Raw genomic sequence first — 15233 nt, 5'->3', positions numbered from 1 at the left:
TTGCGTCTGGGGGCGGTTACTGGATGTGTGCGACCAGTGGCACGATGTGGGCGGCGAACTGAGCCAGTTCGAAACCGAGCCGCTCGCGCTCCGCCTCGGGCGTCGCCAGGAGGGTCAGGCACACGCGCGGCCCCACGGGGGCGGCCAGCAGCAGCCCGCGGTACATCTCCACCACGACATGCCGGGGCGCCCCCGTGCTCATCATGGTGCCCGCCCCGTCCGCGATGCTGAGCAGGCCCGCGCCGATCGTGGCGAGCTGTTCGGCCCGCTCGTCGGGCAGGCCTGCCGACACGGCCACGGTGACGCCGTCCACTGTCGACAGCACGGCGTGCACGGCACCCGGGGTGCGCGCCAGCATGCCGGCGAGCAGTGAGTTGAGGCTGCTGGTGTACGAGGCGGTGTTGGTCGTCACGGGCGCCGGGTCCGCTGGTCGGCGTGGTCGCGGCCCTCGCGGGAGCGCTGCTCCCGGTTGAAGTCCCACGCCCCGCGGTCACGTTGCCCGACCGCGAAGCCGCCGATCTCCTGACCTCGGCGCCAGCCCCGGAAGTAGCCCGTGGTGTGCTCGGCGATGCTCGCCGCGTCCCGCACGATCCGCAGTGGCCGCGCCTGGTTGGCCGGTGAGCCCGGCACCAGGTTGGCCTGCGGCACGCGCCGTGGCAGGCCGGCGAGCGTCTCGGCCCCGACGGCCGGCCGCGCGGCCTGCTCGGCCGCCCGCCAGCCCTCGTCGGCCAAGCTCACCCAGCTCAGCTGCTCCGGATCGCGGGGCTCGTCCTCGTCGAGGTGGGTGAACCACGCCGACCGGGCCTGCGAGAAGATCAGCAGGTCCCCGTCGGACTCGACGCCGACCGGCGCGCTGTTGATCGGCGCGAGGCGCTCCTGGCTGCCGCGTCGCGCCCGGCCATTGGCCGTCCGGCTGCCGTTGTTGTCGATGACCCGCAACTGCGGGGGGCCGAACCGCATCTCGCCCGTCGAGTCGGTCTGCAGCGGGTCGGTGAGCGGGTCCGGGGCCGGCAGCTCGCCGTAGTCCGGCGAGTCGACCAGGCGCAGCACGGGGGGCTCGTTCGGCAGGTCGTCGGACAGCCAGGGCGGCGTCACCCGGTCGCCGCCCGTGCCGCGATCCAGCGGGTCCACATCGAACGTCAGCGGCCGCGTGCCGTGGTCGTCCGCCATCGGGGCGTACGCCGCGCCGGAGCGCTCGTACGGGGCGGAGCGGCGCACAGCCATGTCGTCGTCGCCGCGCGGGGCCAGGGGCCAGTCGGCCCGGGAGCCGGGGGCCGGCACCCCGGGCATCGGGCCCGGCTCGGGCGGGCTCGCCATCGGGCCCGGCTCGGGCGCGTCGGCGAAGGCCGCCTCGCGCCACGGGGCGGGCTCGACCGGCGGCGTGAACGCGTGCCGGCGCGACTCGTCGACCGGCGGCTGGTAGCCGCCTCCGGCGAGGGCGTCGTAACGCCCGCCAGGCGCGTCGTGGCGGGCCGCGGGAGCCTCGTAGGACGAGGGGTCGTCGGAGCGGGGCCCGGCACCGTTACGGGCCGCCTCACGGCCCGGGTCGCGGGTCGGCAACGGCTCGGGGACGCCGCCGAACCGGGCCGGCTCGCCGTACGGTACGGCGCCGACGTGTGCGGGCGGGGCCTGGGCGGGCAGGCGCGGGTCGGGGTACCCGCTGGGCGCCTGCGGGCCGGGTGGGAAGGCGGGAGCGCCGGGATAGGCCGCGGGGCCGGCCGGATAGCCGGCGCCGCCGGGGTAGCCGTTGGTGCCGGGGTAGCCCGGCTCGGGGTAGCCGGGCGAGGCGGTGAAGCCGGGCGAGGCGGTGAAGCCGGGCGCGGCGGGCTGGCCGGGCGCGGGAGGGTAGCCGGGCATGGCGGGCTGGCCGGGCACGGCGGGGTGGCCGGATATCGGCGGCGCGACGGCCGGGAAGGCGGCGGCTGCCGGGGCGGCCGGGAAGGCGGCGGCCGCGGGGGCGGCCGGGAAGGCGGCCGGCGGGGGAGCGGCGGGAACCGGCCCGGCGGGCCCGGTGACCGGTGCCTGCGGGCCCGGGACGGGCGCGCCTGACCAGGGTGCGCCCGACTGCGGCGCGCCAGACTGGGGTGCGCCGGACATCGGGGCGCCCGAGAAGGGGGCGACGGGTGCCGCCGTTATCGGCATCGCGGACACCGGCTTGGCGACGGCCGGACGGCGGCGCGGGGCCGGGACGCGGGAAGCGCCCGAGTCCTCCGTCGCGGGCACGGCCGACAGCGCCCCGGGCCGGGCCACCGGCACGGGGGTGCCGGTCGCGCCGAGCCGCTCGACGAGCGTGCCCACGAGCGCGGTGGCCGACCGGTCGAACGCGCGGACCGCCGTGACGCACTGCCGGACGCTCTCCGCGACGACCGGGGCCCACTGCCGGCTGGCACCGCCCCGGCGCGGGGTCGACTCGGCGACGGCGACGCGCAGGGCCGTCACGGCCGCCGCGACAGTGCTCGGGTCGGTGGCTTCCGCCTCGGCGATGTCGCCGATGACGGTGGCATCCCGGTTGCGGCTCTGCGACGAGTTGCTCAGCAGCCCGGGCTCGGGCAGCCGGCCCAGCACCGCGAGGGGGATCTGCTCGGCCGGGTCCGGGAACGCGCGCAACGCCGCCGGGTACAGCTCGCGGAGCACCTCGCGCAGCGCGATCGCCGCGTTGTGGCGACCACCGATGACGGCGGTGTGCGCGGCCAGGATGGGCTTGAGCACGTCGAGGTCATGGTTGGCGCGGTGCGCGCCGATGGAAACCGCGCCGGCCTGCAGGGCGCGGGCCAGCCCGACCGCGCGCCGCTCGGCGGCCGGGGACTCCATCTCCTCCGGGGAGGAGTCGTCGGCGAACCGCTCCGCGAAGTCGTCGACGGCCGACTCGTCGTCGGCCACGCAGAGCCAACGGTTCGCGGCGGAGAGCAGTTGGGAGACGAGGTGGGTGGCGCGATCGGCGGCCACCGCTACCGGGGCGCCGCCGTGGGACCGTTCCGCGAGCAGAGCGGCGAGCTGTGCGTAGCCGACGGGGTCGTCGCTGATGTCACGGACCTCAAGCAGCCGGCCCGCGTCATCGACGACGGCGGCGGTCAGCCACGACGCCACCTCCGCCGCGGCAAGTCCGCAGTACACCCGCACCAGCGCCACGGCATCGTCCTCCTCCCCCAGCGAATGTGCTAAAGACCGATGTTGCCTGGTGGCGGTCAGTCGCGCCAGTCCACAGCGCCAGAGATCTTGCCGATGATCGTCCGCCAGCCGAGGGCGGCCTGTTGCTCACCGTGTTTGCGCAGTCGACGGCGTGCGAAGAAGGCTTTGGCGCCGCCCTCGTTCGCCGCGCGCATCGACTCATCGAGGTCGTCGAGCGGCGAACCGCTCGCGAGCGCGTTGACGATCGGCTCGATGCGCAGCGCGTACCCGAGGTCCCGAGCGATCTCGCCGGCCTTGATGATGAGGGTGTGGTCCCACACGTCGTGGCCGCCACGGAGGTTCTCCACGACCAGGTCCAGCTCGTACCGGTCCTCCTCGGACGGCTCGACGTCGTCGACCGTGATGCGCTCGACGAGGTCGGACCAGCTGTCGAGCTGGGAGAGGTCGTGCTCGGCGCCCGACTTGACGAAGTCGACCAGGCCCTCGGGGCTCTTGAAGAGGTAGACCTTGCCGCGGCGCCCCAGGAAGACGGGCACCTCCTCGGCGCCGGCCTCCTCCTCGTCCTCTTCCTCTTCCTCCTCGGCCTCGTCCGAGTCCTCGTCGGACTCGTCGTCGGCCGCGGCGGGCTCGTCCTCGTCGTCGTCATCCTTGCGGCCGCCCGCGGCGAGCGCCTGCTTGGTCAGCTCGTCCTCGTCGAACGGCTCCAGTTCGGCCTCGTCGTCGGCACCCGGCCGCCGCCGGGACGCGAAGACCTCCGCGGACGCGGCGTCGAAGTCGTCCCCGGAGCCGGACGCCGGGTCCGCTTCGGAGAGGGTCACCTCCGAACTCAACCGGTATGCCCGCAGGGTGTAACCCACACCGCTCGGCAGGGCGATCTCGACCGGGTCGATCTCGACATCGCGCCACAGCGTCGCGGTCGAGGTCGGCTCGTCGGTCTCGTCGGCGTGGTCAGACCGGGCCACGGCGACCTCCGTCAGTCAGTGGATGCTCATTCGGCAGTCGGACACGAACGCGTGTCGTGTCGACGACTCTGCGCACACCCTAGTCGCCCACCGCCAGACCGCGCAGGCCGCCCCGCCCGGGATCGCCCGCCGGCTAGACCCCCTTGGGGTGCCAGACCGTCTTCGGCTCCAGGAAGCCCAGCATGCGGTCCAGGGCGGGTTCCGCGGCCCAGTCCTCGGCGGCCGGCCGGCGGACCCGCTTCAGGTTCGCGGCGGCGGCAACTTCCAGGTCGCGGGCGAGCGCGTGGTCGTCGACGCCGGTGAGATCAATGGCGTTGACGTCCATGTGCCCGGCCAGCCAGGGGCCCATTTCGGCCGTCTGCCCGGTGAGCAGGTTGACCACGCCACCCGGCAGGTCCGAGGTGGCCAGCACCTCGGTCAGCGTGACCGCCGGCAGGGGCCGCGTGGGGCTGGCGAGCACGACGCAGGTGTTGCCGCCGACGATGACCGGCGCGACGACGCTGACGAGCCCGAGCAGGGACGAGTCGGCCGGCGCGACGACCCCGACCACGCCGGTCGGCTCGGGCACGGTCAGGTTGAAGAACGGCCCGGCCACCGGGTTGGCGTTGCCGTACACCTGGGCGAGCTTGTCGGACCAGCCCGCGTACCAGACCCAGCGGTCGACGGCCGCGTCGACGATCGCCTCGGCCGCGCCCTTGCCGACGCCCTCGCTCTCGCGCACCTCGGCCGCGAATTGGGCCCGCCGCCCCTCGAGCATCTCCGCGATCCGGTAAAGAATCTGACCCCGGTTGTACGCGGTGGCGCCCGACCACGCCGCGACCGCGCCCCGGGCGGAGCGCACCGCGTCGCGGACGTCCTTGCGGGAGGCGAGCGCGGCGTTGGCGAGGAACTCCCCGCCCGCGGAGACGATCTCGTACGAGCGCCCCGACTCGCTGCGCGGGAACGCCCCGCCGATGAAGAGTTTGTAGGTCTTGCGGACGGCCAGCCGGTCAGTGGGCAAGATAGGCCTCCAGTCCCTGCCGGCCGCCCTCGCGGCCGTACCCGGATTCCTTGTACCCGCCGAACGGCGCGGTCGGGTCGAACTTGTTGAACGTGTTGGCCCACACGACCCCGGCGCGCAGCTGGTCGGCGATGCGCAGGATGCGCGAGCCCTTCTCGGACCACACGCCGGCCGACAGCCCGTACGGCGTGTTGTTGGCCTTCTCCACGGCCTCGGCGGGCGTGCGGAAGGTGAGCACCGACAGCACCGGCCCGAAGATCTCCTCGCGGGCGATGCGGTGCGCCTGGGTGACCCCGGTGAAGATGGTCGGCGCGAACCAGAAGCCGCGCTCGGGCAGCTCGCACGGCGGCGACCAGCGCTGCGCGCCCTCCTCGTCGCCGGCGGCCGACAGCTCGCGGATGCGGTCCAGCTGGGCGGCGGAGTTGATGGCGCCGATGTCGGTGTTCTTGTCCAGGGGGTCGCCGACGCGCAGCCGCGCCATCCGGCGCTTGAGGGAGTCGAGCAGCTCCTCGGCCACGGACTCCTGCACGAGCAGCCGCGATCCGGCGCAGCAGACGTGCCCCTGGTTGAAGAAGATGCCGTTGACGATGCCCTCGACGGCCTGGTCGATGGGGGCGTCGTCGAAGACGATGTTGGCGGCCTTGCCGCCGAGTTCCAGCGTGACCCGCTTGCGGGTGCCGGCCACGGACTTCGCGATCTGCCGGCCCACCTCGGTGGATCCGGTGAACGCCACCTTGTCCACGTCGGGGTGCTCGACGAGCAGCCGGCCCGTGTCGCCGCCGCCGGTCACGATGTTGACCACGCCCGGCGGCAGGTCGGCCTGCTGGCAGATCTCGGCGAACGCGAGCGCGGTCAGCGGCGTGGTCTCGGCCGGCTTGAGCACGACCGTGTTGCCGCAGGCCAGGGCGGGGGCGATCTTCCACGCGAGCATGAGCAGCGGGAAGTTCCACGGGATCACCTGGCCGGCGACCCCGATCGGGCGCGGCTGCGGCCCGAAGCCGGCGTGCCGGAGCTTGTCGGCCCAGCCCGCGTAGTAGAAGAAGTGCGCGGCCACGAGCGGCACGTCGACATCGCGCGACTCGCGGATCGGCTTGCCGTTGTCGAGCGTCTCCAGGACCGCCAGCTCGCGCGCGCGCTCCTGCACGATGCGCGCGATGCGGTAGAGGTACTTGGCGCGCTCGGCGCCGCGCATCGGTTCCCACACCTCGTCGTACGCGCGCCGCGCGGCGGCCACGGCGGCGTCCACGTCCGTCTCGCCCGCCTCGGTGACCTCGGCGAGGACCTCCTCGGTGGCGGGGTTGACGGTCTTGCGGCCGCCCGTACCCTCGGTGAACTGCCCGTCGATGAACAGTCCGTAGGACGACCTGATGTCGACGATCGCGCGGGACTCGGGTGCGGGGGCGTACTCGAACATTTAGTCCACCGTGAAGTAGTCGGGGCCCTCGTAACGGCCGGTGGCCAGCTTGGTGCGCTGCATCAGCAGGTCGTTGAGCAATGTGGACGCCCCGAAGCGGAACCAGTCCGGGTGCAGCCAGTCGTCGCCGGCGGTCTCGTTGACGAGTACCAGGTATTTGATCGCGTCCTTGGTGGTGCGGATGCCACCCGCCGGCTTCACGCCGACCTGCCGGCCGGTCTGCGCCCGGAAGTCCCGCACGGCCTCCAGCATCACGAGCGTCACGGCCGGGGTGGCCGCGGGCGCGACCTTGCCCGTCGAGGTCTTGATGAAGTCGCCGCCCGCCAGCATGGCCAGCCACGAGGCGCGGCGCACGTTGTCGTACGTGGCCAGCTCGCCCGTCTCCAGGATGACCTTGAGATGGGCGTCCCCGCACGCCTCCTTGACCGCCACGATCTCCTCGAAGACCTCCAGGTACCGCCCGGACAGGAACGCGCCCCGGTTGATCACCATGTCGATCTCGTCGGCGCCCGCCTCGACCGCGGCCCTGGTGTCCGCCAGCCGGACGTCCAGCGGGGCCTGGCCGGACGGGAAGGAGGTCGCGACGCTGGCCAGGTGCACGCCCGAGCCCCGCAGCGCCTCGGCGGCGGTGGGCACGAGGGCCGGGTAGACGCAGACGGCGGCGACGGCCGGGCAGCTCGGGTCGGCCGGGTCCGGCCGGCGCGCCTTGGCGCACAGCGCCCGGATCTTGCCAGGGGTGTCGGCGCCCTCCAGCGTCGTCAGGTCGACCATCCGGATGGCCAGGTCGATCGCCCATGCCTTCGCGGTGGTCTTGATCGACCGCGTACCGAGCATCGCGGCGCGCGCCTCCACGCCGACCTGGTCGACGCCGGGCAGCCCGTGCAGGAAGGTCCGCAGGGCCGCATCGGTTCGGGCCACGTCGGCCAGCGCGGGGACGGTCGCGGTCATACGGCGAGTCTACGCCCGGTGACCGATGCTCGATCTTGGTCTGGCGACCCGGTGCGCGACCTGCGCCGCGCGGGACCGGTAGGTTGCTTCACGTGGACGTACTCGTCGTGGATCATCCGCTGGCCCGCACGCGACTCACCGCGATGCGTGACGCGCGCACCGACTCGGCCGCCTTCCGGGCGGCGCTGCACGAGCTGACCACCATGCTCGTGTACGAGGCGACCCGCGGCGCCGACGTGGAGCAGTACCCGATCGAGACCCCGGTCGAGCCGACCACGGGGTTCCGGGTGGCCAACCCGCCGCTGCTCGTGCCGGTGCTCCGGGCCGGCCTGGGCATGTCGGACGCGGCGCTGGCGCTGTTGCCGGAGTCGTCGATGGGCTTCGTCGGGCTGGCCCGCGACGAGGAGACGTTCGAGCCCCGGGCGTACCTGGAGTCGCTGCCGGCGGACCTGACCGGATTGCCGGTGATCGTGCTGGACCCGATGCTGGCCACGGGCGGGTCACTGGAGCACTGTGTGCGCCTGCTCGTCGACCGCGGTTGTACGGACGTGACGGTGATCTGTGTGCTGGCCGCGCCGGAGGGCCTGGCGCGGCTGCGCGGGTCGGGCCTGCCGATGCGGGTGGTCACGGCGTCGATCGATGCCCGGCTCAACGACAAGGCGTTCATCGTGCCGGGTCTCGGTGACGCCGGCGACCGCCAGTTCGGTGGCATGCCCCGCTTCTGACCTGCCTCTTCGTGATGGGCAGACGACTAGCTACGGGTGGGTATACACAGCATGTATACCGGCACTGTATAGTGCCGTGCATGTCACTCGGACACACCTTCCTCGGCCTGCTGGAGACCAGCCCACGCCACGGCTACGACCTCAAGCGCGCGTACGACGACCTCTTCGGGCGCAGCCGGCCGCTGCCGTTCGGCCAGGTCTACGCCACGCTGTCGCGCCTGCTGAAGAACGGCCTCGTCGAGGTCGACGCCGTCGAGCCCGGCGCCGGCCCGGAACGCAAGCGGTACGCGATCACGGACGCCGGCGTCACCGACGTGCAGGCCTGGCTCACCCAGCCCGAGGCGCCCGAGCCGTACCTGCAGAGCACCCTCTACACGAAGGTGGTCCTCGCCCTGCTGTCCGGCCGGCCCGCCGCCGACGTCCTGGACATCCAGCGCACCGAGCACCTGCGACTCATGCGCGAGCTGACCCGGCGCAAGGCCAGCGGCGACCTCGCCGACCAGCTCATCTGCGACCACGGCCTGTTCCACCTGGAGGCCGACCTGCGCTGGCTGGAACTGACCGCCGCGCGCCTCGACCAGCTGGCGAAGGAGATCAAGCGATGACCGCCGTGATCGAGGGCGTCGACCTGCACAAGTCCTTCGGGCCCACCGCCGCGCTCGCCGGCGCCAGCCTCGCGGTCGCCCCCGCCGAGGTCGTCGCCATCATGGGCCCGTCCGGGTCCGGCAAGTCGACCCTGCTGCACTGCCTGGCCGGCATCGTGCCACCGGACTCCGGCCGGGTGGTCTACGACGGCCGGGAGCTCACCGGGATGTCCGAGCGGGAGCGCAGCGCCCTGCGCCGCGCCGAGTTCGGTTTCGTGTTCCAGTTCGGACAGCTGGTTCCCGAGCTGACCTGCCTGGAGAACGTGACCCTGCCACTGCGGCTCGACCGCGTGGGGGCCCGCGAGGCCCGCCGCCGGGCGGCGGAGTGGCTCGACCGGCTGGAGGTCGCCGACGTGGCCACCAAGCGTCCCGGCGAGGTGTCCGGCGGGCAGGGCCAGCGCGTCGCCGTGGCCCGCGCCCTCGTCACGGGAGCGCGGGTCGTCTTCGCCGACGAGCCCACCGGCGCCCTCGACTCGCTCAACGGCGAGCGGGTCATGCGGCTGCTCACGAGCGCCGCCCGGGAGACCGGTGCGGCCGTCATCCTGGTCACCCACGAGGCCCGCGTCGCCGCGTACGCCGACCGCGAGGTCATCGTCCGCGACGGGCACACCCGCGACCTGAGCACGGTGGCGGCATGACCGAACTGCTCATCGGGGCGCGGATGGCGGTCACGGGCGGCCGGGAGGGGTGGATCCGCACCGTCCTCACCGCGCTCGGCGTCGGGATCGGGGTGGCGATGCTGCTGCTCGCGGCGTCCGTACCGGCCGCCCTACAGGCCCGCGAAGCCCGAGGCGACGCCCGCAACGACCAATTCGGGTCGACCATCGAGCAGCCGGCCGCGAACACGCTGCTCCTCGCCGTCGTGGACACGGAGTTCCGGGGTACCTCCGTGCGTGGCCGGCTCGTCGAGGCGGAGGGTCCGGACGCGCCGGTCCTGCCCGGGCTGACGAAGCTGCCCGCGATCGGCGAGGTCGCCGTGTCCCCGGCCCTGCGGGACCTGCTCGCCACGCCCGACGGGCAGCGGCTGTTCGCACCCCGGCTCGGCGGCGCCACGGTCACCGCCACGATCGGCGACGAGGGCCTGCTGGGCCCCGGCGAGCTGGTGTTCATCCGGGGGGTTGACCTTGATCCCGCCGAGGCGAGCCGGCTCGACCAGATCGGCGACTTCAGCCCGGACGAGCCGCAGAGCCCGATCCTGACCTTCCTCGTGGTCGTCGTCTTCGTCGTCCTCCTGCTGCCCATCGGCGTTTTCCTGGGCGCCGCGGTGCGCTTCGGGGGCGAGGGCCGCGACCGGCGCCTGGCCGCAGTGCGGCTGCTCGGCGCGGACCCGCGGATGACGCGGCTGATCGCTGGGGGCGAGGCGACGGTCGGCGCGCTGCTCGGCCTCGCCGTCGGCGCGGGGCTGTTCGCGCTGGGTCGCCAGCTCGTGCCGCGGTTGACGTTGTGGGACATCAGCGTCTTCGCCGCCGATGTGCGGCCCGCCCCGGCGCTCGTCGTGGCCATCGTGGTGACCGTCCCGGCCGTCGCGGTCATGGTCAGCCTGCTGGCGCTGCGCGGCGTGCTCATCGAGCCGCTGGGCGTCACGCGCAAGGTCGGCGCCCCGCGCCGGCGGCTGTGGTGGCGGCTGCTGCTGCCCGGCGCCGGGCTGGCCCTGCTGTGGCCGCTCGTCGGCGACATCCGCGACGGCATGACGGACCTCATGATGTACCAGATCGCGGTGGGCGCGACCCTCATGCTGCTCGGCGCGGTCACGTTGCTGCCCTGGCTGGTCGACCTCATCGTGCGCCGGCTCGGCGGTGGCGTGGTGGCCTGGCAGTTGGCGGTGCGCCGGCTGCAGCTGGACAGCGCCACGTCCGCGCGCCTGGTCAACGGCATCGCGGTGGCGGTGGCCGGCGCGATCGGCCTGCAGATGCTCTTCGCAGCCGTGGAGCGGGAGTCCACCGTGGTCACCGGGGAGGACACGTCGCGCGCGCACGCCGTGGTGCTCCTCAGGGCGCCGGCCGGGGGCGCCGGCACGATCGAGCGTCAGCTGCGCGCGGTGCCCGGCATAGCCACGACCTCGACCACCACCATGCTGGTCAACGAAGTCGGCTTCCGCATCGGTGACTGCGCGGCCCTGGCGGAGCTGGCCGTCCTGGACCGCTGCGCGGATGGCGACACGTTCCTCGTCCAGGGCGGCGAGGGCGACGAAACGGAGCTGGTGACGCCGGGAACCCGGCTTCGGGTCGAGGAGAACCTCGCCTGGACGGTGCCGAAGTCCGCCCGTACGGTGCCCACCCGCGTCAACCCGACCGGTGGCCGGTTCAGCGGCATCCTCGCCACCCCCGGCGCCTTCCCCGACCTGGCGCGTCTGACCACTGGTTACGTGACGGCGTACCTCACGTTCGACCCGACCGAACGGGACGCCCCCGACCTGCTGCGCACCGCGGTGGAAGGGACCTACCCGGCCGTCCAGGTGTCGCTGCTCAGCGACACGCGGTACGGCGAGCGCTTCGCGAGCATCCGACAGGCGCTCCTCGCGGGCGTGGTGGTGACCCTGTTGCTCATCGCGGGCAGCATGCTGGTCGGCATCGTGGAACACCTGCGGGAGCGGCGCCGGCTGCTGGCGATGCTCGTCGCGGTCGGCACGCCGCGGGCGACGCTGGGCTGGTCGGTGCTCTGGCAGGCCGTGGTGCCGGTCGCCATCGGGCTGGTGCTGGCGACCGTGTTCGGGCTGAGCCTCGGCGCCGTGCTGCTGCGCATGACCGGCGTCGACTTCTCCGTCGACTGGTCGGTGGTGGGGCTGGTCACCGCGTTGGCGGCGGGCGTCGTCCTGCTCGTCACGACGGCCAGCCTGCCCGTCCTGTGGCGGCTGACGCGGCCGGGGGGCCTGCGGACCGAGTGAGGCCTACAGGCCCAGCGCCGTCTCGACCTCGGTGCGCAGGGCCGCGAGCTGGGCGGCGGTGCGTTCGCGTGCCGCGGCGACATCGCCGTCCACCACCGGCTCCACCACCTCCAGGTACGCCTTGAGCTTCGGCTCCGTGCCCGACGGACGCACGACGACGCGGGCGGATTCGGCGCGCACGATGACGACGTCGGCTTCGGGCAGCAGGTCCTCCAGCGCGGTCACCGGCTCGTCGAGCAGCGTGTCCGGTGGCCGCGCGCGGAAGTGGGCCATCGCCTCGCCAATCTCGCGCAGGTCGTCGACCCGGACGGAGAGCTGGTCGGTGGCGTAGACGCCGTACTCCGTGGCGAGTTCGTCGAGGCGGTCGGTGAGCGTACGCAGTTCGGTCTTGAGGCCAGCGGCCAGCTCGCACACCAGCAGGGCGGCCGTGACGCCGTCCTTGTCGCGCACGTGGTCGGGCGCCACGCAGTACCCGAGCGCCTCCTCGTAGCCGTAGACGAGGTCCTCGCCGGCCCGGGTGACCCACTTGAAGCCGGTAAGGGTCTCCGCGTACGGCAGCCCCCGGCGGGCGCACAGCTCGCGCAGCAGGGACGAGGAGACGATCGTCGTGGCGTACCGGCCGTGGCGGCCACGCCGCATCAGGTGGTCGGCGAGCAGCACGCCGACCTCGTCGCCGCGCAGCATGCGCCAGCTGTCGCCGTCGGGTACGGCCACCGCGCAGCGGTCGGCGTCGGGATCGTTGGCGATCGCGAGGTCGGCGCCGGCCCGCCGGGCCAGGTTGAGGACCAGGTCCATCGCCCCGGGCTCCTCCGGGTTCGGGAAGGTCACCGTGGGGAAGTCGGGGTCGGGGGTGGCCTGCTGCGGCACGACCAGTGGCGTGGCGAAGCTGGCCCGGGCGAACGCGGCCCCGACCAGGGCGGCGCCGACCCCGTGCAGGGCCGTGTACGCGACCGTGAGCCGCTCCCGCTCGGCCCGCTCCACGGTCAGCTCGTCGAGCACGTCCACCGCCCCGGCCAGGTAGGCGTCGACGATGTCCTCACCGAGCACGGTGCCGCCCGGGCCGAGCGGCACGGCCGACAGCGGGCCGACGGCCCGGATGGCGGCCTCGATCTCCAGGTCGGCGGGCGGCACGATCTGCGCGCCGTCGCCGCCCGGCCCGCCGAGCCCGCGTCCCAGATAGACCTTGTACCCGTTGTCCTGCGGCGGGTTGTGGCTGGCCGTCACCATGACGCCCGCGCAGGCGTCGAGGTGGCGCACGGCGAACGCGAGCACCGGCGTGGGCAGGGCGTGCGGCAGCAGCAGGGCCTGCCGCCCGGCGCCGCTGGCCACGCGCGCCGTCTCGGTCGCGAACTCGCGGGAACCGTGCCGTGCGTCGTACCCGATGATGATCGGACCTTGCGCGTCGCGGGCCGCGAGCCAGGCGATGAGGCCGGCGGCGGCGGCCCGCACGACGGCGAGGTTCATGCCGTTGGGGCCGGCGCGCAACGGCCCGCGCAGGCCGGCCGTGCCGAAGGTGAGCGTGCCGGCGAACCGGTCGGCGAGGTCGTCGGCCGTGGCCGGCAGGCGGTCGAGCAGCGCGCTCAGCTCGGCCCGGGTGGCGGGATCCGGGTCCTCGCCCAGCCACTGTTCGGCCTGCGTACGCAGCGTGTCAACCTCGGTCACGCCGTTGATACTACGGGCGGTGCTCAGGAGCTGAGCGTGAACGACCGCACCATCTCGTCATATATGATCTTGCTCTCCTCAAACGACCCGTCCGGCACGGTCAGGTAGAACGAGATGGCGCGGCTGTCCTGGACGATCGCGCGCCAGATGCCGTGTCGCATCTGCTCGCCCTCGCCGCACGTGTACTCCAGCTCGGCGCTGGCCACGCCGTCGAGGGCCCCCGCGGTGGTGAGCGCGACGCGGCGGTAGGGCTCGGGGCACGAGCCGTTCTTCAGCTTGCCCTCGGCCGCCCGCAGGAAGGCGGCCGCGGAGTCCGAGGCGGGTTCGTTGTTGATGCGGATCTTCCGGGCGCCGTTGGTCGAGTCCGGCGAGACGAAGTCCACATAGGTGTCGGTGTTGGCCTTCTTCCAGTTGTCCGGGACGTTGACCTGCAGGCCCCGGTCGGAATCGCGATAAAGCTTCACATCGGGGTAGAGCGACTGGCTCGCGGCCGGGGTCGCGCCCGTGCCGGTCGGCGTGCCGGCGCCCTCGTCGTCCCCGCCGAAGAGGCCGGTGAGCGCGCCGACGCCGGCGAGGACCAGCAGCAGCGCGAGCCCGGCCACGACGGCCGTACGGGCGAAGCCGGGGCTGCCGGGCTTGGCCAGGACCTTGGCGCGGTCCGCCAGGCCGAGCAGCGTCCCGCCGCCCACACCGGTCGACCGGGCGTGGCGGTGGCTGGGCGCGCGCCCGCCGGGGGTGCCGTAGGTGGCCGGCGCGGGCGTGGTCTCCAGCACCTCGGTTCCCTGCTGGAGGGTCGCCAGATGGTCGGTGAGCGACTGGCCCGGCGCGAGCATGGCCCGGCCGCCGACCTGGCCGGTGGGCGCCGGCTGGGCCGCCACCGCCGGCTGGGCCGCCACCGACACGGGCGGCGGCGACACGGGCGGGCGCACCACCGCGTACGGGTCCGTGTCGGGGTGGGTCGCGACCGACCGGCCGAGCGGGCCGTTGAGCAGGTCGCGCAGCATGTCGCGGGCCTGGTCGACCGTCCACCGCCGGGCGGGGTCCTTCTCCAGCAGCCCGGTGAGGACGGGCGCCAGCGGTCCGGACAGCCGCATCGGCCGGGGCGCCTCCTCGACGACCGCGCGCATGGTCTCGAACGGATCGGTCTTGTCGAACGGCGGGCTGCCCTCGACGGCGGTGTAGAGCGTCACGCCGAGGGAGAACAGGTCACTGGGCGGACCGAAGTGGCCGCCGACGGCCCGCTCGGGGGAGATGAAGTGCGGGGAACCGAGCACCATGCCCGGCGTGGTGAGGTTGCTCTCCTGGGGGAGCCGGGCCACGCCGAAGTCCGTGAGCACGCACCGGCCGTCCGTGCAGATGAGCACGTTGGCGGGCTTGACGTCGCGGTGCAGGACGCCGACCGCGTGCGCGACCTCCAGGGCGCCCAGCATGGCAATGCCGATCTTCGCGACGGCGCGCCCGGCCAGCGGGCCGTCCTCGATGATCATGTCGGCGAGGCTGCGTGACTCCAGCAGCTCCATGACGATCCACGGCCGGCCGCCGTCCGTGACCACGTCGTAGACCTGCACGATCGACGGGTGTGACAGGGCCGCGCACGCCCGGGCCTCCCGCATCGTCCGCTCGCAGAGCGCGGCCCGCTCGTCCGGCGGCATCTGCGGCGGGAGCAGGACCTCCTTGACGGCCACCTCGCGGCGCAGCAGCCCGTCCGTGGCGCGCCAGACCGTGCCCATGCCGCCGTGACCCAGCGGGATGCGCAGGGTGTAGCGGCCGCCGACGACCACGCCAGGAACCGCCCGGTCAGTGGGGCGACCGGGCGTCGGCTGTTCGTGGAATGTGGGGATATGGGTCGTCAACGCGGTGGGGCC

General features: G+C 73.7%; 12 protein-coding genes. 4 read left to right on the top strand and 8 right to left on the bottom strand.

Going from position 1 to position 15233, the window contains the following annotated elements:
• Positions 1–16: 16 nt before the first annotated feature.
• The 6 genes from ABD191_RS00630 to deoC form a co-directional block, all read right to left on the bottom strand.
• Positions 17–412: a roadblock/LC7 domain-containing protein gene (locus ABD191_RS00630; RefSeq protein WP_344075544.1), complete on the bottom strand. Its 396-nt coding sequence runs from the start codon at positions 410–412 to the stop codon at positions 17–19.
• Positions 409–3129 (bottom strand): transposase, encoded by a 2721-nt coding sequence (locus ABD191_RS00625; RefSeq protein ID WP_344075542.1) that lies wholly within the window; start codon positions 3127–3129, stop codon positions 409–411. Before ABD191_RS00625 ends, ABD191_RS00630 begins: the two co-directional genes overlap by 4 nt.
• Positions 3130–3185: 56 nt before the next feature.
• Positions 3186–4091 carry a DNA primase gene (locus ABD191_RS00620; RefSeq protein ID WP_344075539.1) on the bottom strand — a complete coding sequence of 302 codons (906 nt, stop codon included), beginning with the start codon at positions 4089–4091 and terminating at the stop codon, positions 3186–3188.
• A gap of 133 nt (positions 4092–4224) precedes the next feature.
• Positions 4225–5091, bottom strand: coding sequence for an aldehyde dehydrogenase family protein (locus ABD191_RS00615; protein ID WP_344075537.1), 867 nt, complete (start codon positions 5089–5091; stop codon positions 4225–4227).
• Entirely contained in the window at positions 5081–6505 is a 1425-nt protein-coding gene (locus ABD191_RS00610) for an aldehyde dehydrogenase family protein (RefSeq protein WP_344075535.1), read from the bottom strand. The genes ABD191_RS00615 and ABD191_RS00610 overlap by 11 nt, the downstream gene beginning before the upstream one ends.
• Complete coding sequence (deoC, locus tag ABD191_RS00605) at positions 6506–7453, bottom strand: deoxyribose-phosphate aldolase (protein WP_344075533.1); 948 nt, start codon at positions 7451–7453, stop codon at positions 6506–6508. It lies immediately after the preceding gene.
• Between the two features lie 92 nt (positions 7454–7545).
• Between deoC and upp the strand changes: the two genes are divergently transcribed.
• The 4 genes from upp to ABD191_RS00585 all read left to right on the top strand — a co-directional run bounded on the left by upp (position 7546) and on the right by ABD191_RS00585 (position 11706).
• Positions 7546–8178 carry a uracil phosphoribosyltransferase gene (gene upp / locus ABD191_RS00600; RefSeq protein WP_344075532.1) on the top strand — a complete coding sequence of 211 codons (633 nt, stop codon included), beginning with the start codon at positions 7546–7548 and terminating at the stop codon, positions 8176–8178.
• 80 nt (positions 8179–8258) lie between these two features.
• Entirely contained in the window at positions 8259–8783 is a 525-nt protein-coding gene (locus ABD191_RS00595; protein WP_344075531.1) for a PadR family transcriptional regulator, read from the top strand.
• Positions 8780–9460, top strand: a complete 681-nt coding sequence (locus ABD191_RS00590) for an ABC transporter ATP-binding protein (RefSeq protein ID WP_344075529.1) — start codon at positions 8780–8782, stop codon at positions 9458–9460. Before ABD191_RS00595 ends, ABD191_RS00590 begins: the two co-directional genes overlap by 4 nt.
• Positions 9457–11706 carry an ABC transporter permease gene (locus ABD191_RS00585; RefSeq protein ID WP_344075527.1) on the top strand — a complete coding sequence of 750 codons (2250 nt, stop codon included), beginning with the start codon at positions 9457–9459 and terminating at the stop codon, positions 11704–11706. The genes ABD191_RS00590 and ABD191_RS00585 overlap by 4 nt, the downstream gene beginning before the upstream one ends.
• Before the next feature lie 3 nt (positions 11707–11709).
• Here the strand turns inward: ABD191_RS00585 and ABD191_RS00580 are convergent, their stop codons facing one another.
• Both ABD191_RS00580 and ABD191_RS00575 read right to left on the bottom strand, forming a co-directional pair.
• The gene (locus ABD191_RS00580) at positions 11710–13368 is read right to left on the bottom strand and encodes a phospho-sugar mutase (protein ID WP_344075525.1); all 1659 of its coding nucleotides are present in this window, start codon (positions 13366–13368) and stop codon (positions 11710–11712) included.
• Between the two features lie 23 nt (positions 13369–13391).
• Positions 13392–15221: a serine/threonine-protein kinase gene (locus ABD191_RS00575; protein WP_425560615.1), complete on the bottom strand. Its 1830-nt coding sequence runs from the start codon at positions 15219–15221 to the stop codon at positions 13392–13394.
• Between the last annotated feature and the right edge of the window lie 12 nt (positions 15222–15233).

This window comes from Luedemannella helvata, from assembly GCF_039528415.1.
GTDB classification, from domain to species: Bacteria; Actinomycetota; Actinomycetes; order Mycobacteriales; family Micromonosporaceae; genus Luedemannella; species Luedemannella helvata.
This window is presented reverse-complemented; position numbering and strand designations above follow the sequence as displayed.